General features: G+C 74.1%; 19 protein-coding genes, 1 other RNA gene and 1 pseudogene. 9 read left to right on the top strand and 12 right to left on the bottom strand.

The annotated features are described in order from the left end of the window. Window positions 1–187: 187 nt before the first annotated feature. On the top strand, window positions 188–2,239 hold the full coding sequence (locus OHA86_RS27390; RefSeq protein WP_329179407.1) for an ATP-binding protein: 2,052 nt from the start codon (window positions 188–190) through the stop codon (window positions 2,237–2,239). Between the two features lie 71 nt (window positions 2,240–2,310). Here OHA86_RS27390 and OHA86_RS27385 read toward each other — a convergent pair whose 3' ends face one another. The 3 genes from OHA86_RS27385 to OHA86_RS27375 form a co-directional block, all read right to left on the bottom strand. Next, a complete protein-coding gene (locus tag OHA86_RS27385; protein ID WP_329179406.1) occupies window positions 2,311–2,835 on the bottom strand; it encodes a MarR family winged helix-turn-helix transcriptional regulator in 525 nt (174 codons plus the stop codon). Between the two features lie 193 nt (window positions 2,836–3,028). Then, window positions 3,029–4,474, bottom strand: coding sequence for a glycoside hydrolase family 16 protein (locus tag OHA86_RS27380; RefSeq protein ID WP_329179404.1), 1,446 nt, complete (start codon window positions 4,472–4,474; stop codon window positions 3,029–3,031). A gap of 393 nt (window positions 4,475–4,867) precedes the next feature. Beyond that, the gene (locus tag OHA86_RS27375; RefSeq protein ID WP_329179402.1) at window positions 4,868–5,287 is read right to left on the bottom strand and encodes a winged helix-turn-helix transcriptional regulator; all 420 of its coding nucleotides are present in this window, start codon (window positions 5,285–5,287) and stop codon (window positions 4,868–4,870) included. A gap of 89 nt (window positions 5,288–5,376) precedes the next feature. Between OHA86_RS27375 and OHA86_RS27370 the strand changes: the two genes are divergently transcribed. Then, window positions 5,377–6,393 (top strand): NmrA family NAD(P)-binding protein, encoded by a 1,017-nt coding sequence (locus OHA86_RS27370; RefSeq protein WP_329179401.1) that lies wholly within the window; start codon window positions 5,377–5,379, stop codon window positions 6,391–6,393. Between the two features lie 71 nt (window positions 6,394–6,464). Here the strand turns inward: OHA86_RS27370 and OHA86_RS27365 are convergent, their stop codons facing one another. Then, window positions 6,465–7,712, bottom strand: a complete 1,248-nt coding sequence (locus OHA86_RS27365) for a PP2C family protein-serine/threonine phosphatase (RefSeq protein WP_329179400.1) — start codon at window positions 7,710–7,712, stop codon at window positions 6,465–6,467. A 261-nt stretch (window positions 7,713–7,973) separates the two neighbouring features. On the opposite strand from OHA86_RS27365, the gene OHA86_RS27360 reads away from it, so the two are divergent. Beyond that, window positions 7,974–8,768, top strand: coding sequence for a maleylpyruvate isomerase family mycothiol-dependent enzyme (locus OHA86_RS27360; RefSeq protein WP_329179398.1), 795 nt, complete (start codon window positions 7,974–7,976; stop codon window positions 8,766–8,768). A 253-nt stretch (window positions 8,769–9,021) separates the two neighbouring features. Continuing rightward, window positions 9,022–10,209: a GH12 family glycosyl hydrolase domain-containing protein gene (locus tag OHA86_RS27355; protein ID WP_329179396.1), complete on the top strand. Its 1,188-nt coding sequence runs from the start codon at window positions 9,022–9,024 to the stop codon at window positions 10,207–10,209. Between the two features lie 152 nt (window positions 10,210–10,361). On the opposite strand, the gene OHA86_RS27350 is transcribed toward OHA86_RS27355, so the two are convergent. The 4 genes from OHA86_RS27350 to rnpB form a co-directional block, all read right to left on the bottom strand. Then, window positions 10,362–11,336: a hypothetical protein gene (locus OHA86_RS27350; protein ID WP_329179395.1), complete on the bottom strand. Its 975-nt coding sequence runs from the start codon at window positions 11,334–11,336 to the stop codon at window positions 10,362–10,364. A gap of 61 nt (window positions 11,337–11,397) precedes the next feature. After that, window positions 11,398–12,681, bottom strand: a complete 1,284-nt coding sequence (locus OHA86_RS27345) for a hypothetical protein (protein ID WP_329179393.1) — start codon at window positions 12,679–12,681, stop codon at window positions 11,398–11,400. A 35-nt stretch (window positions 12,682–12,716) separates the two neighbouring features. Beyond that, the gene (locus OHA86_RS27340; RefSeq protein WP_329179391.1) at window positions 12,717–13,016 is read right to left on the bottom strand and encodes a chaplin family protein; all 300 of its coding nucleotides are present in this window, start codon (window positions 13,014–13,016) and stop codon (window positions 12,717–12,719) included. 367 nt (window positions 13,017–13,383) lie between these two features. Further along, an RNA gene (rnpB, locus tag OHA86_RS27335) (RNase P RNA component class A) lies at window positions 13,384–13,786 on the bottom strand. A gap of 173 nt (window positions 13,787–13,959) precedes the next feature. On the opposite strand from rnpB, the gene yaaA reads away from it, so the two are divergent. Both yaaA and eda read left to right on the top strand, forming a co-directional pair. Then, window positions 13,960–14,739: a peroxide stress protein YaaA gene (gene yaaA / locus OHA86_RS27330; RefSeq protein ID WP_329179390.1), complete on the top strand. Its 780-nt coding sequence runs from the start codon at window positions 13,960–13,962 to the stop codon at window positions 14,737–14,739. A 575-nt stretch (window positions 14,740–15,314) separates the two neighbouring features. Beyond that, entirely contained in the window at window positions 15,315–15,932 is a 618-nt protein-coding gene (gene eda, locus OHA86_RS27325; RefSeq protein ID WP_329179388.1) for a bifunctional 4-hydroxy-2-oxoglutarate aldolase/2-dehydro-3-deoxy-phosphogluconate aldolase, read from the top strand. 12 nt (window positions 15,933–15,944) lie between these two features. Here the strand turns inward: eda and OHA86_RS27320 are convergent. The 4 genes and pseudogenes from OHA86_RS27320 to OHA86_RS27305 form a co-directional block, all read right to left on the bottom strand. Then, window positions 15,945–16,685, bottom strand: a pseudogene (locus OHA86_RS27320) (histidine phosphatase family protein); the annotation flags it as partial. Then, window positions 16,571–17,311, bottom strand: a complete 741-nt coding sequence (locus OHA86_RS27315; RefSeq protein ID WP_329182572.1) for a zinc ribbon domain-containing protein — start codon at window positions 17,309–17,311, stop codon at window positions 16,571–16,573. The pseudogene OHA86_RS27320 and the gene OHA86_RS27315, both read right to left, overlap by 115 nt. Further along, window positions 17,308–18,180, bottom strand: a complete 873-nt coding sequence (locus OHA86_RS27310; RefSeq protein WP_329179386.1) for a Nif3-like dinuclear metal center hexameric protein — start codon at window positions 18,178–18,180, stop codon at window positions 17,308–17,310. Before OHA86_RS27310 ends, OHA86_RS27315 begins: the two co-directional genes overlap by 4 nt. Window positions 18,181–18,272: 92 nt before the next feature. After that, window positions 18,273–19,319, bottom strand: a complete 1,047-nt coding sequence (locus OHA86_RS27305; RefSeq protein ID WP_329179384.1) for an ABC transporter substrate-binding protein — start codon at window positions 19,317–19,319, stop codon at window positions 18,273–18,275. A gap of 222 nt (window positions 19,320–19,541) precedes the next feature. On the opposite strand from OHA86_RS27305, the gene OHA86_RS27300 reads away from it, so the two are divergent. The 3 genes from OHA86_RS27300 to OHA86_RS27290 all read left to right on the top strand — a co-directional run bounded on the left by OHA86_RS27300 (window position 19,542) and on the right by OHA86_RS27290 (window position 23,153). Continuing rightward, window positions 19,542–20,756 (top strand): hypothetical protein, encoded by a 1,215-nt coding sequence (locus OHA86_RS27300; RefSeq protein ID WP_329179382.1) that lies wholly within the window; start codon window positions 19,542–19,544, stop codon window positions 20,754–20,756. 742 nt (window positions 20,757–21,498) lie between these two features. Then, on the top strand, window positions 21,499–22,425 hold the full coding sequence (locus tag OHA86_RS27295) for an ABC transporter ATP-binding protein (protein ID WP_329179381.1): 927 nt from the start codon (window positions 21,499–21,501) through the stop codon (window positions 22,423–22,425). Beyond that, window positions 22,422–23,153 carry an ABC transporter permease gene (locus tag OHA86_RS27290; RefSeq protein WP_329179379.1) on the top strand — a complete coding sequence of 244 codons (732 nt, stop codon included), beginning with the start codon at window positions 22,422–22,424 and terminating at the stop codon, window positions 23,151–23,153. Before OHA86_RS27295 ends, OHA86_RS27290 begins: the two co-directional genes overlap by 4 nt. The last annotated feature ends 23 nt before the right edge of the window (window positions 23,154–23,176 follow it).

The following is a 23,176-nucleotide window of genomic DNA, read 5'->3' as shown; positions in this document are numbered from 1 at the left end:
CAAGGCGCGGAAGGCGCGGAAGACGCGCAAGGGACCGTTCACCCTCAACCGCCCTCGGCAAAGCGCCACATGTGTCACTCGTCAGGCCAATTCCCCCGCCCGCACCGCGCGGACGGTCGCCATCGAGGTCAAGGCCCACTCCCCGGCTTCGCTCCGCTCCGCGCCCGAGTGATGTCAAGCTGTCACCGTGAAGGGCAATATTCCCCAGGAGACGACGACCTTCGTCGGTCGTACGTCCGAACTGGCCTTATTGGAATCGGTGTTGGCGCAGGACCGGCTGATCACGCTGACGGGTGCGGGCGGGGTGGGCAAGACCCGCCTGGCGCTGCGCGCCGCCGCGGGAGACGGATTCCGCTTCCCTGACGGGGTCTGGTGGGCCGACCTCAGCACTCTGGACAGCTCGGGCCTGCTGCTCGCGACGGTCAGCGACGCGGTCGGCCTCGCCGACCACTCGCCGATGATGCCGGTCGAGGCGCTGTGCGAGTGGCTGGCGGACCGGCGGCTGCTGCTGGTCCTGGACTCGTGCGAGCACCTGGTCGACGCCTGCGCCACGCTGGTGGCGGACGTGCTGACCGCCGCCCCGGGCGTGACCGTGCTGGCGACCAGCCGCCGCCCGCTGGCGTCCAGGATGGAGCGGCTCGTGGAGGTGCTGCCGCTGCCGGCCGCGGGTCCCGACGCCATCACGCTGTTCAGCGAGCGGGTGTCGGGCCGGCTCGGCCGGCAGCCGCTGGCCGAGCCGGGGGCGGCCGAGGCCGCCGGGTCCATCTGCCGCCGCCTGGAGGGGATTCCGCTGGCCATAGAGCTGGCCGCCGCCCAGGTCGGGCCCTCCCTGGTCACCGAGGTCGCCGAGCAGCTCGGCTCGCGGTTCGACCTGCTGTCCCGCTCGGACTTCGTCTGGCCGCGGCGGCATCAGGCGCTGCGGACGGCGATCGGCTGGAGCCACGAGCTGTGCGCACCGCTGGAGCGGCTGCTGTGGGCGCGGCTCAGCGTCTTCCGCGGCGCCTTCGACCTGGCCGCCGCCCAGGCCGTGACCGCCGGCGCCCCGCTCGGCGCCGACGACGTGGCGGCGGCCCTGGAGCGGCTGGTCGCCCAGTCCGTCGTCCGCAGGACGGCCACCGCGTCCGGTGACCGCTACCGCATGCTCGACACCATCCGCGAGTACGGGCACACGTGGTTACGGGAGTTGGGCGAGGACACCGCCGTCGCGCACCGGCACGCCGAGCACTTCACCGGGGTCGCCCGCTGGGCGGACGCCGCCTGGGTCGGCAGCGACCAGCTCGTCGGCTACCGGAAGGTCGAGGACGCGCACCCCGACCTGCGGGCCGCGCTGGACCATCTGCTCGCCCACGATCCCGCCGGCGCCGCCGAACTCGCGGGCCTGCTCGTCTACTTCTGGACCTGCTGCGGCCACCTCAAGGAGGCCCGCGGCTGCCTCGAACGCGTCCTGGACGTCCATACGGCCGCGGGCCCGGCCCGTACCCGCGCGCTCATCGGGCTGGGTGCGACGGTGACCCTGCAGGGCGACTACGCCACCGCCACCGCGATCAGCGCCGAGGTGCGGGCGGCGGTCGAGGCCGGCGGCGACGACGCGGAGGAGCGGATCGGCGCGGCCTGCCTGACCGGACTGCTCGGCATGCTGACGGGGCAGTCGCAGCAGGCGCTCGACTCGGTGCGCGAGGCACTGGGGGCCGCCCCCGGCCGGCCCTTCGACTCCCCCGACCGGCTGCGCTGCAACCTGGTCGAGGTGCTCTCGCTGACCGGGCTCGGCGCCTTCGCCGAAGGGCGGTCACGCGCGCTGGAGTTGCGCGAGCAGTGCGTGCGGGTCGGCGAGCTGTGGACCCGCTCCTACCTGGACTACCAGCTCTCCATCGTCGCCCTCTTCTCCGCGGAGCCCACCGAGGCCGTCGCGTACGCGCGCACCATGCTGGAGAGCAAGCGGCTGCTGGGCGACGCCTTCGGTATCGCCCTCGGCCTCGACCTGCTGGCCGCCGCCATGGCCGCGGCGGGCCGGCCGGAGCAGGCCGCGGCGGTCTACGGCACGGGCGAGGCGTACTGGCGCAGTGTCGGCCACCCCCAGCGCGGCGCCCCGGAGCTCCAGCCGGTACGCGAACGCTGCGAGCGGACGGTCCGCGCCGCGCTCGGCGACGCCGGTTACACCGCCGCCTACGCCCGCGGCGCCACCGCCGACGGCCCGAGCACGCTGGCCGCTCTCGTCGCGGACGAGGCCGGCACCGAGTGACGTACGGCCGCCGGCCCGCGGCGTAACGGCCCCGCGCTCAGGGCCGGTTCACGGGTACGCCCCGAGGGCCGTCACGCGCGGACGGTCGGCAGGATCTTCGCCGCCAGGTCGCGCAGCAGCGCCTGCTCCCCGGCGCTCAGCGGCGCGGCCAGCGCGGCGAGTTGGCGGGCGATCTCGGCGGCGCCCACCTCGGTGAGCCGGCGGCCCTCGGGGGTGAGCGCGACCAGGACGCCGCGGCCGTCGTGCGGCGACGGGAGCCGCTGGACCAGGCCGCGCTTCTCGGCGCGGGCGACCAGGCCGGTCATGGAGGACTTGTCCAGGCCGAGGTGGCGGGCGAGTTCGAGCATGCCGGGCCGCCGGTCGCGCAGAATGCCGAACAGCCGGAGCTGCACGACGGAGACGTCGTACGCGGACGCCACGCCCGCCAGTACGCCCTGGACCAGGAACGACAGCTGGACGAGCGCGTCCATGATGTCCAGCGGCCCTTCGCCCTCCGGACCGTCGGGGGAGACCGCCGTCACCGCCGTCATCGGCGTCGCCGGGTCCGGGACGCGGCCCGGTCCCTGGTCTGCTTCCGGGGTGTGGCCGGTGCTCATCGCCGCTGCCTCCGTCAGGCTAGTACGTGGCACAAACTACCACGAAAGTAGTACGTGCCACAAACCTTACCCTGCCGGACCGGCGCCGGGACTCCGCCCCACACCCACATCCCCGCCCCTTGCGCCTGACCCCACCCGCGTGAAGGCGAAGGCGTACGCGGATCGGGCCAAGCGGCCAAGCGGCCAAGCGCCGTCAGCTGGAGGTGTACGTGAAGTGGGGGGTGTCGTACTGGGGGCCGTTCTTCTCATAGGTGAACCAGTACGTGATGACCGAGCCCGACGAGAGGCCGCTGATGTTCTGCGTCCAGGTGCCGCCGCTGTTGGCCATCCGGAAGTTCTGCTGGCCGCCGCCGTTGACCAGGTAGTGCACGTCCACGTAGGCCGCGGGCGTCGTCGGCTTGAAGGTGAGCCGCACCTGACCCGACCCGGTGGACGCGGCGCTCGCGGTGTAGTCGGGCGAGGTCGTACTGCCGCCGGTGGTGCCGGTGGACGTACCCGTGGACGTGCCGGTCGACGTGCCGGTCGACGTGCCGGTGCTGGTGCCGGTGGACGTACCGCTCGACGTACCGGTGCTGGCGCCGGTGGACGTACCGCTCGACGTACCGGTGGACGTACCGCCGACCGTGCCGCTGCCCGCGTTGGTCCGGTTGACCGCGATCCAGTCGACCGTCATGCCGGCCCCCGAGCTGATGTCGGCCGACGGCGAGGTGCAGCCGCAGACCTTGTTCGGGTACGAACCGCCGATCGCGACGTCGAAGATGGCGAAGAAGCCGTGGTCTACGGCGGCTTGCCAGGTGGCGACCGAGACCTGGTTCTCGTTGACCGTGTAGGTCAGGGTGCCGTCAAGGTAGAAACGCAGCTGCTCGGCCGCGGTGTTGGTGCGGTCCACGATCACCGAGTACGTGTGGAAGCCGGTCTGGCAGCCGCCGCACGCCTGGAGGCCGCTGCTGATGCCGTCCGGGTCGTGGCACTCGCCGGCCCACGCACCGCAGTGGAAGGTGGTCGAGTGCTGGCTCAGCGCGTTGACGTCCTCCATGATGTCCAGCTCGCCGATGCTGGGCCAGTTGGTCGCGCCGACCGGGCGGGCGTCGGCGCCCATCGCCCAGAACGCGGGCCAGTAGCCGAGGCCTTGCGCGGGCGCGGGCTGCTTGAGGGACGCGCTGATCTCCAGCTGCCCGCCCGCCGGGGCGGCAAAGTCGGTCCGCTGCGTCTCGATCCGGCCCGAAGTCCAGTGCCCCGAGGCGTCCTTGACCGGCTTGATCACCAGGTGCCCGGACCCGTCCTGGTAGACGTTGGTGGTCGAGTCGGTGGCCGTCTCGATCTCACCCGTGCCCCAGTTCGCCGCCGCGCCGGGGTAGCCGTAGCCGGTCCCGGTGTCGTAGAGCCAGTCGGCCCGGTTGAGGCCGCTGCCCGAGGCGCCGTTGAAGTCGTCGCTGAACACCGTGGTCCAGCCGGCCGGCGGCTCCGGTACCGCCGCTGCGGCCGAGCCGCCGGAGACCGAGAGGCCCAGGGCGCCGGCCGCCAGCAGAAGCAGCGAGCCGAGGACGGCCGACAGGGCGTGCCGACCAGGACGCCGTCCGGCACGCCGACTGCGGGAGGGACCGGCCGGTGCGATGCCGGGATGTGCGTTCTCTCTCATGGGCGTGGTGACCTTTCTCCAATAGGTGGGGGGCAGTTGAAGGGGTCGAAACAGCTCCGCGGGAGGGAGGCGGGGGGACCTCCCTCCCGTTCAGGAAGTGAACGGGCCGCGCGGTCCGTACGGATCGCGCCTCCACGCCTCGACCGGCGGGAAGGGTCCCCCGTCGAGGAAACCTTCGAGTCAGTGGCTTGGAAGCGCTCTCAGCCAACAGGATCGAAATGGAGTCTTAGCGCGTGACGCGCGCACGTCAATAAGATGAACAAGATCGATTCACCAGCGGGCCGCGCCCCCGTCCGTTTCCGCCGGTAGGAGCGACAGCGCGCGGATTCTGGTCCAGACCTTTTTGGCCGCGGCTCCCGACCGCCCTGGCCCGCTCACCGGGAACGGCGCCGGTTACGCCCTCGCCGCGGCCCGCGGAGCGTCCTCGGGGTGATCGGCGTCCCAGCGGGACCGGGCGGCGGCGATGGCGGGCGTGTGCGCGCGGGACCAGTCGGCGAGGTCGGTGATCACCGAGGCGAGGCTGCGGCCGGTGTCGGTCAGGGTGTAGTCGGTCTGCGGCGGGACGGTCGGGTGGACGGTGCGGTGGACGAGGCCGTCGCGGCACAGCCGGCGGGTCGTGACGGTGAGCATCCGCTGCGAGATGCCCGGGATCGCCCGCTCCAGCTCGCGGAAGCGGCGTACTCCCTTGGCGAGTTCGACGACGACCAGGACGGACCACTTGTCGCCGATCCGGTCCAGCACGTCCCGGATACCGCAGTCGTCATCGCCGCACGGTCCGACCTGCGGGGTTACCGCGGTGTGCGTCACGGACATGGAAGTGCCTCCTTACGCCCACCGCCGTTCGCGGTGAGGCTGTGAACCGTGGTCATCACAACGAACCACGAACTCCACGGAGGCATTTCATGATCCTGGTGACAGGTGTGTCCGGCGCGCTCGGCGGCCTCGTACTCGACCGGCTCACGGCGGCGTCCGCTGCCGCGTCCGAGCGGATCGGCGGCCCGGCGGTGGCCGCCGGAACCCGCCCGGAAGTCGCGGGGACCACCCGTCCGGACGTCGCGGGGACCCGTCCGGTGGTGGTCGGCGGGACCCGCTCCCCCACCGCCGGATCCGGCGCGCGGCACATCGACTTCGACGACCCGGCGTCGCTGGCCGAGGGCTTCGCGGGCGTCGACGTCCTGCTGTTCGTCTCCGCCGGATACGCCGAGGACGACGTGGTGCTGGCCCGGCACGGGGCGGTGGTCGAGGCGGCAGCCGCGGCGGGCGTCCGGCACGTGATCTACACCAGCCTCGCGGGCTCGGGCGAGCGCCTCACCATCGCCGTGCCGCACCGCTGGACCGAGGAACGGCTCGCCGCCGCGCCCTTCGCCACCACCGTGCTGCGCAACGGCCTGTACGTGGAGGTGCCGGTGGGCCTCGCGGTCGCGGGGGCCGAAACGGCCGCTGATACGGGAGAGTTCAGCGCTCCCTTCGGCGACGGCCGGATCTCGGTCGTGGCCCGCGAGGACCTGGCCGACGCCGCCGCCCGGGTCGCGCTGGAGGCCGACGCCGACCTCGCCGCCGAAGGCCGGCCCGGCCGGCACGCGGGCCGGGTCTACGAGTTGGAGGGCGTCGAGGTGCTGCACGGCGACGACATCGCCGAGGTGCTCAGCCGCGAGCTCGGCCGCCCGGTCCGCTACCGCTCGGCGCCGCTGGGCGCGACCCGCGAGGCGCTGTCGGCGAGCGGCCTGCTGCCCTACCAAGTGGGCCACGCCGTCTCGGTGTTCTCCAACCTCAAGGCCGGCTGGCTGGCCGCGACCAGCAGCGACCTGCCGGAACTGCTGGACGTCCCGCCGCGCCCGGTAAAGGAGTTGATCGCCGACGCGGTACGGGCCGGTGGATACGTCTCGCAGTCGGTACCGGGCGAAGTCGTCGCGGGCTGACAGCTCCGAGGACGGGGGCGGGGCTGACGGCTCCGAGGACGGGGGCGGGGCTGACGGCTCCGGGGCGGGCCTCAGAGGCGGGTCACCATCAAGGAGACGTCGTCCTGGTCGCCGCTCGGGTTGGCCATGGCGCGCAGCAGGCCGTCGGCGAGTTGCTCGGGGGGCAGGTGCCGCAGATCGCGCGTGGCCGCGACGAGGCGGTCAAGGCCCACGTCGATGTCCTCGTGGCGGCGTTCGATCAGGCCGTCCGTATACATCACCAAAATGTCGCCGCGCCGGTATTCGACGGTGGCCTGCGGCCTGGGCACGTGCTCCAGCCGTACGCCGAGCGGTGGGTCGGTGGCGAGGTCGAGCAGCCGGTGTGTGCCGTCGGCCCCCATGAGCACGGGCGGCGGGTGGCCCGCGCTGCTGTACATCAGCAGCCGGCTGACCGGGAAGACCTGGCAGGCGACAGTCGTGGTGGCCGTCGCGCCGTCCTGGGCGCGCGCGTACAGGCCCAGTGTCTCCAGCGCGCCGCTGGGTCCGTCGGCGACCCGGATGGCGGCGCTGAGCGCGCTGCGCAGCATGCCCATGACGCTGGCGGCGACCACCCCGTGCCCCACCACGTCGCCCACCGTCAGCCCAAGCCGCCCGTCGGGCAGGTCCACCACGTCGTACCAGTCGCCGCAGGCGTTCATGCCCCGCAGCGCGGGGCGGTAGCGCACCGCGATCTCGGGGTGCGCGGCCAGGTCGGGCGTGGCGAGCATGGCCTGCTGGAGGGTCAGCGCCACATCGTGGGTGAGGGTCGTGGACTCCTGGAGCCGGGCGTTGGCCCGCTGGAGTTCCTGCGCCCGGGTGAACAGTTCGGCACGCGGCGCCTGGACCTCGTCGCGCTCCGGCGCGGCGCCCTCGCGCTCGGCCCTGACGAAGGGGGTGACGTCCTCGACGCGGTGGATGATCAGGTCCACCTGTCCGTCGGCCCCGATCAGCGGCCGGTTCACCACGTTCCACCAGCGCGGCTCGAACTCGCCCGCCCGCCCGGCCCGGGGAAGCGCGAAGCGGTGCAGCAGCAGCATGTTGCTGCGGCCGGTGGCCAGCACCGTGTCGAGCGAGCGGCGCTGGGCCTCGGCGCCGCCCGACGCCGGATCCCCCGGCTCGGGCGGAAAGGCCTCGAAGAAGCCGCACCCGGTCAGTTCCGCCGCAGAACGGCCGGTGACCTCGCTGTACGCCTCGTTGGCGGCGACGATCACCAGGTCCCGGTCGAGCACCACGCAGGCCGCGGGCACCGCGGCGAAGAGCGCGGCGTAGTCCGGCGCCTGGACCTCACGTCCCGCCACCACGCCTCCCCTCCGTTGCCGGCCACGGCCGCGCGACCGTACCCGCCGACAGTCAACCCCGGCCGCCCGGCCGCCACCCGCAGGCGCACCCGCGACTCGCCCGTCCAGCGGAACGCCGCCCGCCGGCCGCCGCCCGCCGGCTGAGCGGGCTCGCGGGCGGCTCGGCTTCGGGCAGGCTGGGGTGGTGCCGCACAGAGCCGCCGAGGGCGTCCGCGCCCCAGCCACGTCACGGGGCCTGCCCGTCCCGAGCGAGGAGACAGCGCCATGACAGTCCCTGCCGACGCGGACTTCGACCCTTCGGCCATCCTGGACCGCATCGCCGCCGCGACCGGCCATCTCCTGCTGGCAGCAGAGCAGTTGACCGAGGCTGAGGTACGCGGACCCTCGCTGCTGCCCGGCTGGTCGCGCGGCCATGTGCTCACGCACCTGGCGCGCAACGCGGACGGCGGCCGCCATCTGCTGTTCTGGGCGCGGACCGGGGTGGAGACACCGGAGTATCCGAGTCCGGCCGCCCGGGCCGAGCAGATCGAGGCGGGGGCGGGCCGCGGCGCCGCGGCGCTCGTCGCCGATCTGCGCGACAGCTCGGCCCGGTTCGCCGAGGAATACCGGCGGATGCCCGCGGAAGCCTGGCAACGGACGGTGCGCTGGACGCAGGGCCACGAGCGGCCCGCGGCCAGGGCGGCCGACTCCCGGCTCAGCGAGGTGCTGGTCCACCACGTCGACCTGAACGTCGGCTACCCGCCCGCCCAGTGGCCGGCCGACTTCGTCCACGCGATGCTCGGCCGGGTGGTCGCGGCCCTGCGCGCCCGCGGCGACACCCCCGCCATGCGCCTGCGCCCGACCGGCGCCGAGGCCGGGAACGGGAACGGGAGCGGGGCAAGGGCAGGGATCGGGGCCGGGGGTTCCGACGCCGTCTACGACCTCGGCGGCGCACCGGACGCACCCGTCGTCCGCGGCCCGCGGCACGCGCTCCTGGCCTGGCTGATGGGGCGCTCCCCCGGCGCCGATCTGTCGGTGGAGGGCGGGGCGGTCCTGCCGGAACCGCCCTTCCTCTACTGACCGCGGGCCGTCGAGCGGCACCTCTACGTACGGGGGCGCCGGTACGTACGCGGCGCCTCCGCGTACGGGGAACGAATCGCGCCACGGCAGCGGTGCCCACCGGGCCGATACTGCCGTAACTCTTGTCACTTGCATGGCGGCGCCATATCGTCCCGTGCCCGGAGCGACATTGGGAGCGCTCCCACCCCCACGTGGGACAGCTCCCGTCGCGCTTGGTCATCCCCCCACCTTCCGTGCTTGTCGAAGGGACAGCATGAAGACGCTCAAGCAGGTCCTCCGATCCACCCGAAAAGCCACGGTGGCGGCCGTGGCGGCGCTCGGCCTGGCCGTGGCCGGTCTGCTCACCCTGACGACCGCCCCCGCCGCCCACGCCGACACCCAGATCTGCACGCAGTACGGCTCGACCACGATCCAGGGCCGCTACGTCGTGCAGAACAACCGCTGGGGCACCAGCCAGGCCCAGTGCATCAACGTCACCGGCACCGGCTTCCAGGTCACCCAGGCCGACGGCTCCGTCCCCACCAACGGCGGCCCCAAGTCGTATCCGTCGGTCTACAACGGCTGCCACTACACCAACTGCTCGCCGGGCACCGCCTTGCCCGCCCAGCTCAGCGCGATCGGCAGCGCACCGACCAGCATCTCGTACACCTATGTCGGCAACGCGGTCTACGACGCCGCGTACGACATCTGGCTCGACCCGACGCCACGGAAGGACGGCGTCAACAAGACCGAGATCATGGTGTGGTTCAACCATGTCGGCTCCGTCCAGCCGGTGGGCTCCAAGGTGGCCACCGCGAGCGTGGCCGGGCGCAGTTGGGACGTGTGGACCGGCAACAACGGTGGCAACGACGTGATCTCCTTCGTCGCGCCCTCGGCGATCGACAGCTGGAGCTTCGACGTCAAGGCCTTCGCCAATGAGGCGATCAACCGCGGCCTGGCCCAGAGCTCCTGGTATCTCACCAGCGTCCAGGCCGGTTTCGAGCCGTGGCAGAACGGTGCGGGCCTGGCCGTGACGTCCTTCTCGTCGACGGTGAACATCGGCGGCGGGTCGACCACGGGCGGAACGACCACCGGCGGGACGACGACCGGGGGCACCACCACCGGCGGCACGACCGGCGGCAGCGGCTCGTCCGGCTGCAAGGTGACCGTCACCCCGCAGACCTGGGCGGGCGGCTTCACCACGAACGTCACCGTGGCCAACACCGGCTCCAGCGCCGTCAACGGCTGGACGCTGGGCTTCACCCTCCCGGCCGGCCAGACGGTGACCAGCTCCTGGAACGCCACGGTCGCCCCCGCCTCCGGCGCCGTCACCGCCTCCAGCCTCGCCTACAACGCCCAGATCCCGGCCGGCGGCTCCCAGTCCTTCGGCTTCCAGGGCACGTCAGCCGGCAGCTCCGCCCCGCCCAGCGGCTTCACGCTCAACGGCACTCCCTGCTCCTGACCGCCCCCGAGAAGCGCGCCGCCCGCCCCGCAAAAGGGGCGGGCGGCGCGCCGCTTCCGTCACGCCCGCCGCCTCCTCAGCACCCGGCCGATGACGAATCCGGCCCCCGGCGGCAGGCGATCCGGGCGTTACCAGCCCTTGCAGATGTGACGTCACGTCATCTCCCCTGCGTGCGCTGCCGGGACGTCGGTCGGCGGGCCCGGCGGCAGGAGGTCGCCGTGGTGGTGGCGGAGCAGGCGTTCGTGTTCGGGGGTGAAGAGGGTGCGCCCGGTGCCGGTGGCCGGGTCGGCGGGGCTGTTCGTGGTCAGTTGCGTCAAGTCGGCGACGACTTCCGCGGTGTTCGGCCGGCCGGTGGCGCGCAGGAGGCGGCCGAGGGCCTGTTCGCAGGCCGCGGCGGGACCGGCGAGTTCTTCGTGGGTGATCGCGCAGACGGCGGGGTGGTGGCGGAGCCATCGGCTGCCGCGGGCTTCGTGCGTGCCGGGGAAGCCCGAGTCGGTCAGGGCGAGGGTGATGCGGGCTTCCAGGGTGGGCAGAGCCGTGAGGATGTCGCGGTAGACGAGGTGTTCGGGCAGCGATCCGACCTGGCCCGCGGGGTGGGTGAGGGCGCGGATCTGGCTGATGATCCGGTCGCGGATGTCGCGGTCGTGGAGGACGATCGGCGGCCGGCCGCCGGACCGCCAGGCGCTCAGGAAGCCGGGGTCGGCACGGCGGAGGTCCAGCCCGGTGACGTACCAGCAGCCGCGGCCGGGCAGCAGGCCGAGCAGGTCGGCCGCGGGCAGGCGGGCCAGCCGGTGCTCGGCGTCGGGGTCGACGGGTGAGGCGTGCGTGGTGGGCTGGCCCAGCCGGGCCCACCAGACCCGCCACAGGGCGCTGACCGCCTGCTGGAAGGCCGGTTCCAGGGATTTGCGGCACGCCCCGTTCGGATTGAGCAGGGCGGCGGCGTACTCGGCGCCGTAAGCGGCGCGGAGCAGGGGGTAGACCTCACCGGGGCCGGGCTGCTGGGCGCCGGCGGACGGGCCGCCGCTCATGGTGCCGTAGGAGGCGTAGCCGAGCGCGCTGGTGATGTCGGCCAGCAGCGGGGTTCCGCTGCCCGGCAGGGACACGACGATCATCTGGGCTGCGGGCATGAGGGGTCTCCGGGAGGAAGAGGCCGGGCCGGGTGGCGGACGGCACGGCGGCAGTACGGATTCAGCGGTGCCCGGCGGCGGGGGCGAGGAGCAGGTCCTCGTAGGCGTGGTGGCGGCGGGCGCTCGTACGGGGGTGGAGCAGGGCGGCCGCGCGGACGTGCTCGCCCGCGTCGGCCAGGGCGCGGGCGAGGGTGTCCTGGATGATCTCGCGCTCCACCCGGACCCCGCCGATCCGCTCGGCGTCCGCGCCCAGGGCGGTCAGCAGGTCCACCGCCGCCCGGGGACGCCCCGCGGTGACCTCCGCCAGTGCCTGGACCACCGGGGCCAGGGCGTCGCGGAACTCGGGGCGCCGGTCGGCGGAGCAGTGGCGGGCCAGGGCGTGCAGGTCCTCGGTGGCGGCTTCCACGGCCAGGGCGAGCGCGAGGTTGAAGGTGTGGAAGACCTCCGCCATTCCGCCCGGTCCTGCCAGCAACTCCCGTACGTGGGCCGGGTCGCTGCGGCCGGCCGGCTGCTGTCCGGCCAGCAGCAGCCGCCAGTTGGCCGCGGCCCGCATGCCGACGTCCGCCCGCGACAGGGCCGTGTCGGCGCGGCGGCGGGCATCGGCGAAGTCGCCGCAGGCGATCGACTGGAGCGCGGCATGCCAGTTCAGGTGCCGCGACTGGACCGCCCCCGGGTCCGCCGCGAGCCACCCGTCGAGGAACTCCGCCCCGGCGCGGCCGGTGCCCAGCTCGTGTTCCGCGTGGGCGAGGGCGTGCGCGGCCACCCCCGAGCGCGGCCACAGCGCCAGTGCCCGTCCGGCCAGCTCGTGCGCCTCCCGTACCCGGCCCTGCTCGGCGCGGGTCGCGGCCAGCCAGCTCGTCCACGGCCAGTTGTCCGGGCCGGCCAGTGCGGCTTGTTCCGCTACGAGGGCGTCGCCGTGCGCCCGGTAGGCGGGGTCACCGGACGCGGCGAAGGCGCCCAGCATGAGCCCGGCGACCTCGTCGGCGGGCCAGCGGGCGAAGTGCGCCGCCAGGTGCTCGGCGCTGAGCGCGTACTGCCGGTGCGAGAAGAGGTAGACCCCGTAGACGACGCTCGCCTGCCGCTCCCCCGCGGCCTGCGCGTCCCGGTGCGCGATGACCAGCTCGTCCTTCAGCTCCGCGTCGCCGAGGCGGTCGCAGGTCGCCAGGGTCAGCAGTGCGCGCGCCATGCCGGAGTCCGGCTCCGCGGCCTCCCACTGCCGCAGCAGCGGCAGCGCCTGCCCGCTCAGGGCGAGCAGTTCGGTCACCGCGCGGTCTTCGAGGCGCGCGCCGGCCGCCGTACCTGGCGCCGTACCCGCCGCCGCGTCTGCCGCCGTGTCCGAGGCCATCCGACCCGTCGCCTCCGCCCGCTGGTCGCGGCAGGTCAGACCGAGGAGGCGAAGACGGCGGTGCAGACGATTCCGCTGGTGCCGCAGTGGTTGCGCGGCAGGCTCAGCGGCAGCGCGGCCTGGTTGCCGCCGCCGACTCCGCTGCCGGCCACCGTGGCGCCCTCGGACTGTGCGCCGCGGTCCTGGTTCACGCAGGCGTTGCCGAACACCGCGTCGCCGATCCCGAGGACACTCGCGTGGGCGGCACCGGCCGGAAGCAGCGCCGCTCCCGCGACCGCGCCCATCACCGCGGCCCGTGCGCTCGCCTTCCCCACACCGCGCATTTCCGTGCCCATCGCGTTCCTCCTCCACCCGGGCGGATCCCGGTGCCTGTACGGATGCACTCGTCGCATATGTCCGAGCCGTGCCCTTTCCAACGACTCGCCATCGCAGACGACACGGTGTCCCTGACGGGAAGCACGACAGGGCGGCGGGGGGCGACAAAAGCCCGCGATACGGCGGAATCGTTCCACCGGCGTGGCGGCCGTACAGGTCATGCCGGCCGGACCCGAGGCCGCGAACGGGCGGTCGGCGTAAGTGCGTCCGGGTCTAGGCCGTAGCGGGGCGAGGGCCGGCTGCCCTGTCGCACGGCCGACCTGCTCGATCCGGCTCCGCGAGCCCCCGGGGCGGTACCCGCTTCGGCCGGGGCCGGAAGGTTGGCGGCAGACGAGTCGGGCTGTAGGCCGGGTTCTGTACCCGGGGGCCTCGCGGCCGACCGGGTGGCGGCCATCCATCTAGGGCTGCCGTTGCCGACAGCCTCGTGCGGTCTACCCGCGGACTCGGGCGGGCAGCCCTCGGACGTCCGCGCGGACGACGCAATCCTGCGACGTCCTCTTGACCTTGCTCCGGGTGGGGTTTACCTAGCTGCCCAGGTCGCCCTGGGCACTGGTGGTCTCTTACACCACCGTTTCACCCTTACCGGGAACCGAGGTCCCCGGCGGTCTGTTTTCTGTGGCACTGTCCCGCGGGTTACCCCGGGTGGCCGTTAGCCATCACCCTGCCCTGTGGAGCCCGGACCTTCCTCGGCAGGACCCTGAGATCCTGACGCGGCCGTCCGCCCGGCTCGTCTGCCGTACCGCCATCGTAGTGGATCAGGCGCGCGCCGGGGTGCGGGCACCCTCGTTCGGCGCGGTGCGCCCGGTCGGTCGGCCGGTGGAACGCGCAGGTCGCGGCGGGCGTCACGCCGGTGGGACCGTGCCGCGTAGGCTGCTGCGGGTCCGTACGCGTGAAGGAGAAGCCGTGCTCGTCCTGCTGCCGCCGTCAGAAGGGAAGGCCACCGCCGTACGCGGGCGGCCGGTCGCGCTCGACGGGCTCTCGCTGCCCGGGCTCGGCGCGGCCCGCGAGGCGGTGCTCGATGAGCTGATCGGCCTGTGCGCCGCCGACGAGGACAAGGCCGCGCACGTACTCGGGCTCAGCCCCGGGCTGCGCGGCGAGGTCGCCAAGAACGCCGGCCTGCGCACCGCCCCCGCGATGCCCGCCGGACGGCTCTACACCGGGGTCCTCTACGACGCGCTCGGCCTCGGCACGCTCGACGCCGCCGCCAAGCGGCGGGCCGGGCAGTCGCTGCTGGTCTTCTCCGGGCTGTGGGGCGCGGTACGGCTCGCCGACCGCATTCCGGCCTACCGCTGCTCCATGGCCGTACGCCTGCCGGGGGCCGGCGGGCTCGCCGCGTACTGGAAGCCGCACCTGGACCGGGTCCTGCCGGAGGTGGCGGGCGGTGGGCTGGTGCTGGACCTGCGCTCCTCGGCCTACGCCGGGGCCTGGCGGCCCCAGGGCGACGTCGCCGGGCGTACGGCGACCGTGCGGGTGCTGCAGGTGAGCGTCGTCGACGGGGTCGAGCAGCGGAGTGTCGTGTCCCACTTCAACAAGGCGACGAAGGGGCGGCTGGTGCGGGCGCTGCTCACCGCCGGGGCGCGGCCCAGGACCCCGGCGGGGCTGGCGGCGGACCTGCGCGATCTCGGTTTCACCGTGGAGGGGGACGGAGGCCGGCTCGACGTCCTGGTGCACGACCTCCACTGAGCCCTGCGGGGCTGTTTTCGCCCCCGGGTGCGGGTCGGCGCGGGGGGCCGCGGGCCTGTGTTGCCACTTGCGGTGAGCCGCCGCCTGCCGCGGCGACGTGGCTGGTCGCGCGGTTCCCCGCACCCCTGGGTGGGTGCCCCGTCCTGTTGCCCTTCGCCTGCGGCGCCATGGTGGTTGCGCGCGCAGTTCTCCGCGCCCCCAGGTGGGTGCCCCTTTGCGGCGCGCGCTTGTCGGCTGCACCGTCGTGGTTGCGCGCGCAGTTCCCCGCGCCCCTGGGTGGCAGCCCCGTCCTGTTGCCCTTCGCCTGCCGCGGCGTCGTTCCCCGCGCCCCTCCGGGGCACCCCTGCCGAGGGGCCTCGTCCTCTGCCGCAGAGGGCACGCTTCAGGTGCGCGGGCGGCCACAGGACAGCGGCACTGTGAACGCCGCAGGAAGTGGCACCCACCCAGGGGCGCGGGGAACTGCGCCGCACGCCCCCCACCAGGCCGAGGTGGAGAGTCGGCATGCGCCCCGCAGGGACGTTGCACAGAACGCAACGAGCGTTGCAGAGGATGATCCGGGGGGACAGGATAGGCGCATGGACTCCGTGCTCGGCCTCGCCTCCGTGATACCCGTCGTCGTCGTGGAGGACGCCGACGACGCCGTACCGCTCGCGCGGGCGCTGCTCGCGGGTGGGCTGCGGGCCATCGAGATCACGTTGCGCACGCCGGCCGCGCTGGACGCGATCCAGGCGGTGGCGCACGGTGTGCCGGGGGCGGTCGTCGGGGCCGGGACCGTGCTGACGCCCGACCACGCGGCGGCGGCGACCGCAGCGGGCGCCCGCTTCCTGGTCAGCCCGGGCTGGACCGAGCGGCTGCTCGACGCGATGTGCGGGACCGGGCTGCCGTATCTGCCCGGGGTGTCGACCGCGTCGGAAGTCCTCGACCTGCTCGAACGCGGCGTCACCGACATGAAGTTCTTCCCCGCCGAGGCGGCCGGCGGTGTGCCGTTCCTGCGGTCGCTGGCCTCGCCGCTGCCCGACGCGCGGTTCTGCCCGACGGGCGGGATCGACGCGGCCCGGGCGCCGCGGTATCTGGCGCTGCCGAACGTCGCGTGCGTGGGCGGCAGTTGGATGATCCCGCCGGACCTGCTCGGCGCCCGCGACTGGGACGGCGTCACCGCACTCGCCAAGGAGGCGGCGGCGCTCACGGCCTAGAGCGCGGGCGGATCAGCCCAGGTGGGCCGTGGAGTTGAGGAAGCGCACGGACGCGTTGCCGTCGGCGTAGTAGGCCACCGCGGACAGTGCGGCGGGGGCGAGGTCCATGCGGAAGACGGCCTCGTGCGGTGCGCCGAGGGCGAGCCGCAGCAGGGTCTTGACCGGGGTCACATGGCTGACCAGCAGGATCGTACGGCCGCGGTGCGCGGCCAGCAGTTCGTCCCGGGTGCGGGCCACCCGGGACGTGACGTCGTCGAAGCTCTCACCGCCGGGCGGCGCGGCGGCCGGTGAGGCGAACCAGGCGTCGAGCGCGGCCGGGTGGCGCTCCCGCACCTCGGCGAAGGTGAGGCCCTCCCACGCGCCGAACGCCGTCTCGCGCAGCCCGTCCGCGACGGCGACCGGCAGTCCGAGCCGGTCCGCGGCCACTCGCGCGGTCTGCCGGCAGCGGGCCAGCGGCGAGGTCACCACCGCCTCGACCATGTCCATGACGGCCGTCCCCGCGGCGGCTTCGGCCTGCGCGCGGCCGTGCTCGGACAGCGCGGGGTCGGCGCCGCCGCTGCCGGAGAAGCGCCGCTGCGCGGTGTGCTCGGTCTCGCCGTGCCGCAGCAGCACCAGGACGGTCGGCGCCGGCGTGTCCACTACAGTCCGGAGTCGGCCGTACGCACCAGGATCCGGCGGCAGTTCTCGCAGCGCACGACCTGGTTGGCGGGGGCGGCCCGTACGTCGTTCAGCTCGGTGATGTTCAGTTCGAGGCGGCAGCCCTCGCAGCGCTTCTGGTAGAGCCGGGCGGCGCCGACACCGCCCTGCTGGGCGCGGAGCTTGTCGTAGAGCTTGATCAGGTCATCGGGCACGGTCGAGGCCAGCACCTCGCGCTGCTTGGACGCGGTGAAGCCCTCGGCGTCGAGGCCTTCGAGGGCCGCGGACTTGCGGGCCTCCGCCTCGGCGGTCTTGGCCTGCAACGACTCGACCCGGGCGGCCAGTTCCGTGGCCCGCTCCTGGGCGGTCTCGCGGCGCTCCATGACGTCGAGCACGACGTCCTCCAGGTCGGACTGCCGCTTGGCCAGCGAGGTGAGTTCGCGGCTGAGGTTCTCCAGGTCCTTGGGGCCGACCGCGCCGGAGTCCAGCCGCTGCTGGTCGCGTACGGCCCGCTGGCGCACCTGGTCGACGTCCTGCTCCGCCTTGGTCTGCTCGCGTGCGGTGTCGCTCTCCTCGGTCTGCGCGGCGACCAGCAGGTCGCGCAGCTGGGCGAGGTCGGCGCCGAGGCGTTCCAGCTCGGTGTGCTCGGGAAGGGTCCTGCGCTTGTGGTCCAGCTGCGCGATGCGCGCGTCGAGGGCCTGGACTTCGAGAAGACGGATCTGGTCGGCGGGCTCGGCGTTCAGCGGGGGGCTCCTGGGCTGCTGGAAGGGACGGAAGAAGCGGAGGGTGCGTGCGCCGTCCACGGGTCGGTGACGGCGTACGAGACCTGGGTGCTCAGCGCCCAGCCGTGCCGCTCCGCGAGCGTGTCGACCTGGCGGGCGGCCTGCGGGCACCACGGCCACTCGGTGGCCCAGTGCGCGGCGTCGAGCAGGGCGAGAGGTGCGGCCTGGCGCGCCTCGGAGGCGGGGTGGTGGCGCAGGTCGGCGGTCAGGTACGCGTCCACACCCGCGGCCCGCACCTGTTCGAAGAGGCTGTCCCCGGACCCGCCGCACACTGCGACGGTCCGTACGGGCGCGGCCGGGTCGCCCGCGATGCGCAGCCCGGTCGCGGTGGCGGGCAGCCCGCGGGCGGCCCGCTCGGCGAACTCGGCCAGGCTCAGCGGGGTGTCGAGCGTACCGATCCTGCCGAGGCCGCGGCGGCCCTCGGTGTCTGCGGGGTCGGGCACCAGCGGACCGGTGACCCGCAGGCCCACAGCGGCGGCCAGCGCGTCCGAGACACCGGGGTCGGCGCGGTCGGCGTTGGTGTGGGCGACATAGAGGGCGACGCCGTTGCGGATCAGGTCGTGGACGACCTGCCCCTTGAAGCCGGCCGGGCCGACCGGGGCGACGCTCGTCGTACCGCGCAGATAGAGCGGGTGGTGGGTGACCAGCAGGCCCGCGCCGGCCGCGACGGCCTCGTCGACGACCTCCTGCACCGGGTCGACGGCGAAGAGGACCCGGCCGACCTCCGCCGCCGGATCGCCGCAGACCAGGCCGACGGCGTCCCAGGCCTCGGCCAGTGCCGGGGGCCACAGGGCGTCGAGGGCGGCGATGACGTCACAGACACGGGGCACGTAGGGAAGGTTACCCGGGTTGCCACCGGACCCGCCCCGGGAGGCGGGCGCCGGATCGTCCCCGGTGGCGGGCCGGACCCGCGGTGCCGGGTTCAGCCCGCCAGGTGGTGCTGGAGGTCGGCGACGACCTGGTCGGCGGCGGTGACGCCCAGGCCGAGGTACCAGGTCTCGTCGGGCACGTCGAAGGCGCGGCCGGCCTTGACCGCGCCGAGGTTCTTCCACAGCGGGTTGGACTGGGCGCGGGCCTTGTCGGTGGTGCCGGGGTCGCCGTAGACGCCGGTGAAGATGTAGTCCGCGTCGGCCTTGTCGATGTTCTCGGCCGAGATCTCCGCGGCGAGGTCGTCGATGTCCTGGTTCTTGGGCCGCGGGATGCCCGCGTCCTTGAGGATCGTGCCGATGAAGGACGCGTTGCCGTAGAGCCGGGTCTTGCCGTCCTGCATGTAGCGGACCATCGACACGACGGGCTTGTGCGCGCCGATTGCCGCGTCCAGCGCCTTGATCCGGCCGTCGTAGTCGGCGAGTTTCGCGGTGGCCTCGGCGCTCTTGTCGAGGGCGGCGGCGTTGAGCAGGTAGTTCTGCTTCCACGTGAAGCCGGGGCGGACCGAGAAGACGGTCGGCGCGATCTTGCTGAGCGCCGCGTACTGCGGGGCCGCCCGCAGCTGGCTGCCGAGGATGAGGTCGGGATGGAGGCCGGCGATGGCCTCCAGGTTCAGGCTGTTGATGGTGCCGACGCTCTTCGGCTGCCCGCCGTCCTTCTTCAGATAGGACGGCAGCGCGGGCGAGCCCTCGCTGGGCGCGTAGCCGACCGGCTTGACGCCGAGGGAGACGACGTTGTCGAGTTCGCCGACGTCGAGGACCACGACCCGGGTGGGCCGCGCCTTGATCACGGTGGTGCCCATGGCGTGGGTGACGGTGCGCGGCCACTGGCCGGGCTTGGCGTCGGTGCCCATCGCGGCGGTCTTGTCGGCGGCCGAGCCGAAGTCCTTGCCGCCCTTGGCGACGGACTGCTTGTCCTTGCCCTTGGCGGCGGTGCCGTTCCCGCCGCCCGCGCCGTCGGAGGAGCTTCCGCAGGCGGCGAGCGAGAGGCCCGCGGCGGCGGCGAGGGCGACGACGGCGGTGTGGCGGCGCCGGACAGACATGGGGGCACTCCTGGACGGTGGTTCGGCGGAACGTTTCTTCTTAGGTGAGCCTAACCTCAGCGTCCGGCCGGGCACCCTCCACCCCCCTCCCACGCAGCACACGCGTCGCACTCGCGCGGCGGAATCGCGTGAAGCGACACCCTTACGTGTGAACTGCACCGACTCGCGTTGATCGTCCGGAAGTACGAAATTACGGTCCTGTGCCGGAGGTGGACGATTCATATGACCGTCAGTGCAGTGGGCGCCATGAGCGCCGTCAGCGCGGTAGGTGCCATGAGCGCCCTTCGTACAGCGGGCGCACCGCGTACCGTGCGCCGGTCCGGCTTCACGATCGCCGCGGACGGCGCGTACGCGGCCTGCCTCGCCGAGACCGTGACGCCCGGCGGGAGCGGGGGACCTGAGAGCGGCGGACTGCTCCCCGAGCGGTGGACGCTCACCGGTCCCGAGCCGTACGCCGTACCCCTGCCCGGGCGGCAGCCGGAGGAGCCCGGCACGCAGGTGCTGCCGCTGGCCGGCGGGCGGGTGCTGATCAGGCGCCGGGTCGCCGACCGGCACGACCTCGCGCTGCTCCACCCGGGCTGCGGCGAACTGCTGGTGGGTTCGCTCCCCTGCGGCGACGTACGCCTGCTGCCGCCCGCACCCGGCGCCGCGTACGCCCTCGGCCACGAGGAGGACGGCGACCGCACCGGGATCTGGCGGGTGCACGGGACGCCGGGCGCCGGGCCTGAATTGGTCATGACGGTGCCGGGCCGCTGCACCGGCGGGGTCTGGCTGGACCGGGCCGGGCGGCTGCTCGCGGTGGACCGCGAACTCGACGGGTGCACGAAGGCGGTCGCCGCCGATCTGCACACCGGGCGTATCAGCCCGCTGCTCCAGATCACCGCCGACAGCGACGACCGGCTGCTGCTCGCCGAGCCCGACAGCGGTCTGCTGCTGCTGCGCAGCGACGCCACCGGTGAGGCGCGGCTCGGGTGGGGGGTGCTGGGCAGCAGGCGCCCGGTGCGCTTCCCCGACGCGCTGCGGGTGCCCGGCGCCCTGCTCACCCCGGTCGCCGCGCAGCCCGGGCAGATCCTGATGCCCGAGGCGTCGGTGGTGGCGCTGCGGGCGGAAGTGCCCGGCGGGGCGGAGTCGCTGGCGCTGTGGCGGCCGGGCGAACGCCGGCTGCACTGGCGGGCGTCGCCGCCCGGGTGGCTGGGCGCGGCCGGCATGTGGCTGCCGGGGGACGAGCTGCGGCTGCCGTACGCCGCCGGTGACCGCGGGTGCGGGCTCGCCGCGTACGATCCGCCGGCCAGCTGGCCCGAGCCGGTGCTCGCCCTGTCCGAGGGCGCCGTCGTCCAATCGCCCGCCCGGCCGCCGGCCCCGGCTCCTTCCGCACGCCGGGAGTGGTGCGTACTGCCTTTGCAGCAGGCGCCGTTGGCCGGTGCGCGCGCCGGGTGACCCCGGTGAGGGGGGCCGGGGGACCGCCAGTAGACTCGCCACTCGCCGTCGGGCGCCGGGGTACCCAACGTGACCGCGGGTTCCCCCTGCCTGCCCGCTTTTGGCGGCGCCGCCATTCCACGGGGAGTTACGCGCATGTCCGACGCCAGTGCCGCTGAGCGGCAGTATTCCGACGGGCCGGCCGGCCGCCACCGCGGCCCGGCGTCCCCCGAGCCCCCCGACCCCACGCCCCCGCCACCGCCGCACGGCCGCCACCGGCGTCCCGAGAGCTGAGCCCTCGGGACGGGCCTGTGCGCCACGTAGGTCCGTCCCCCGCCCTCGCTGGCGCGGGCCTGTGCGCCACGTAGGTCGGTGCTCCCCCACTGGCGCGGGCTGGGGGTGCCGCTGCGGATGGGGGTGCCCATCCGGGGGCGCGGGGAACGGCGCGAGCAACCCGCCACCGGCCGGTGGTCCGGGGCGGACCGAGGAGACCCTTCGGGCCGGTGACGGCCCGCGCCCCCGGTGGGGGCCGGCCGCGCCGTTCCCCGCGCCCCTGAAGTGCTCGGCCCCGCCGCAGAAGGCACCATCGGGGGCGCCGGGAACGGCGCGGGCACGCACCCAACGGCCGGTCGTCCGGGGCGGACCGGGCAGCCCCTTGCGGGTGGGGCGGACCGCGGGGCCGGCCGGGGCGGGACATTTGTACTGGGGGGCCCGGGACAATTGGGTCTGCCCGGGCCGGAAGCCGAACCGTAGCGTCGGCGTCATGGAAACGACGGGGGCGGTGCGGTTCAGCGCCGTACGGAAGAGATTCGGCAGCGTCGAGGCGGTAGCAGGCCTCGACCTGCAAATCGCCCGGGGCGAAACCTTGGCACTGCTCGGGCGCAATGGCGCGGGCAAGTCGACCACGATCGCGCTGCTGCTCGGGCTGGACCGCCCGGACGCGGGCGAGGTGCAACTGTTCGGCGCGGCACCGCGGGAGGCCGTGCGGGCGGGCCGGGTCGGCGCGATGCTCCAGGTCGGCCAGCCGATTCCCCGGACGACCGTCCAGGAGCTGGTCGGCTTCGTGGCCTCCACGTACCCGCACCCGATGCCGGTGCCCGAGGCACTCGCCCTGGCCGGGATCACCGAGTTGGCGGGCCGCCGGGTGGACCGGCTGTCCGGCGGCCAGGCCCAGCGGCTGCGCTTCGCGCTGGCCGTGGCCGGCGGCCCGGAACTGCTCGTGCTGGACGAGCCGACCGCCGCGCTCGACGTGGAGGCGCGGCGCGCGTTCTGGCGGTCGATGCGCGGCTACGCGTCCCGCGGCAACACCGTGCTGTTCTCGACGCACTACCTGGAGGAGGCGGACGGCAACGCCGACCGCATCGTCGTGCTCGACCGGGGCCGTACCGTCGCGGACGGCACGGGCGAAGCGATCAAGCGGCGGGTCGGCGCGACCCTGGTGTCGTTCGACCTGGCGGGCGGCGGCACCGAGGGGCTGCGCGGCCTGCCGGGAGTGACCGCCGTGGAGGTCCGCGGCGACCGCGCGGTGCTGCGCAGCGCCGACTCCGACGCGACGGTGCTGGCGCTGGCCCGGACCGACCGGGTCCGCCGGCTCTCGGTGGCGCCGGCCAGCCTGGAGGACGCCTTCCTCACCCTGACCGCCCACCCCGCGGCCACGGCCGCAACACCGTACGAGGAGGCCGCGCGATGATCGAGTACGTACGCCTGGAGGTCCGCCGCACCCTGCGGGACACCGGTTTCATGATCGTCGGGGTGGCCACCCCGCTGCTGATGTACCTGCTGTTCACCAACCTCGGCGGCGGGGACAGCAGCCAGGACAAGATGGACTACGCCCGCTTCTCGATGATCGGCATGGCCGCGTACGGCGCGCTGGGCGCGGCCCTCGCGCTCGGGCCGGGCGTCGCGGAGGACAAGGCGCGCGGCTGGCTGCGGCAGTTGCGGGTCACCCCGCTGAGCCCGTTGCAGGTGGTGCTCGGGCGGGCGCTGACGGCCGGAGTCACCGTGCTGCCGGCGATCGTGACCGTCTTCACGGCGGGCGCGCTGGTCAACGGCGTACGCCTGGCGGTGTGGCAGTGGGCCGCGGCGGCGGGCCTGCTGTGGCTGGGCACGATCCCCTTCACCCTGCTGGGCCTCGGCAACGGCTACGGCCTCACCGCCCAGACCACGGGTGTCGTGAGCATGGTCAGCATGATGGGGCTCTCGGTGATCGGCGGGCTGTGGATCCCGGTCGACGTCTTCCCCCGCTGGCTGGCCGCGATCTCCCGCTGGACGCCCACCAACCGCTTCGGTGACCTGGGTTGGAGCGTGCTCGACCACCGGGCACCCGGGCCGGGAACCGTGGGTGTGCTGGGCCTGTGGCTGGCCATTTTCGCCGGTTACGCTGTGCTCTCCTACCGGCGGAGCGCGCGGACCGTATGAGGGCGCCGGCCCCCGGCGGGCGC

Origin of the sequence: Streptomyces sp. NBC_01477 (genome assembly GCF_036227245.1) — a bacterium.
Taxonomy (GTDB): Bacteria; Actinomycetota; Actinomycetes; order Streptomycetales; family Streptomycetaceae; genus Actinacidiphila.
Note: the sequence above shows the minus strand (reverse complement) of the source record. Positions and strands in the feature narration are given on the sequence as shown.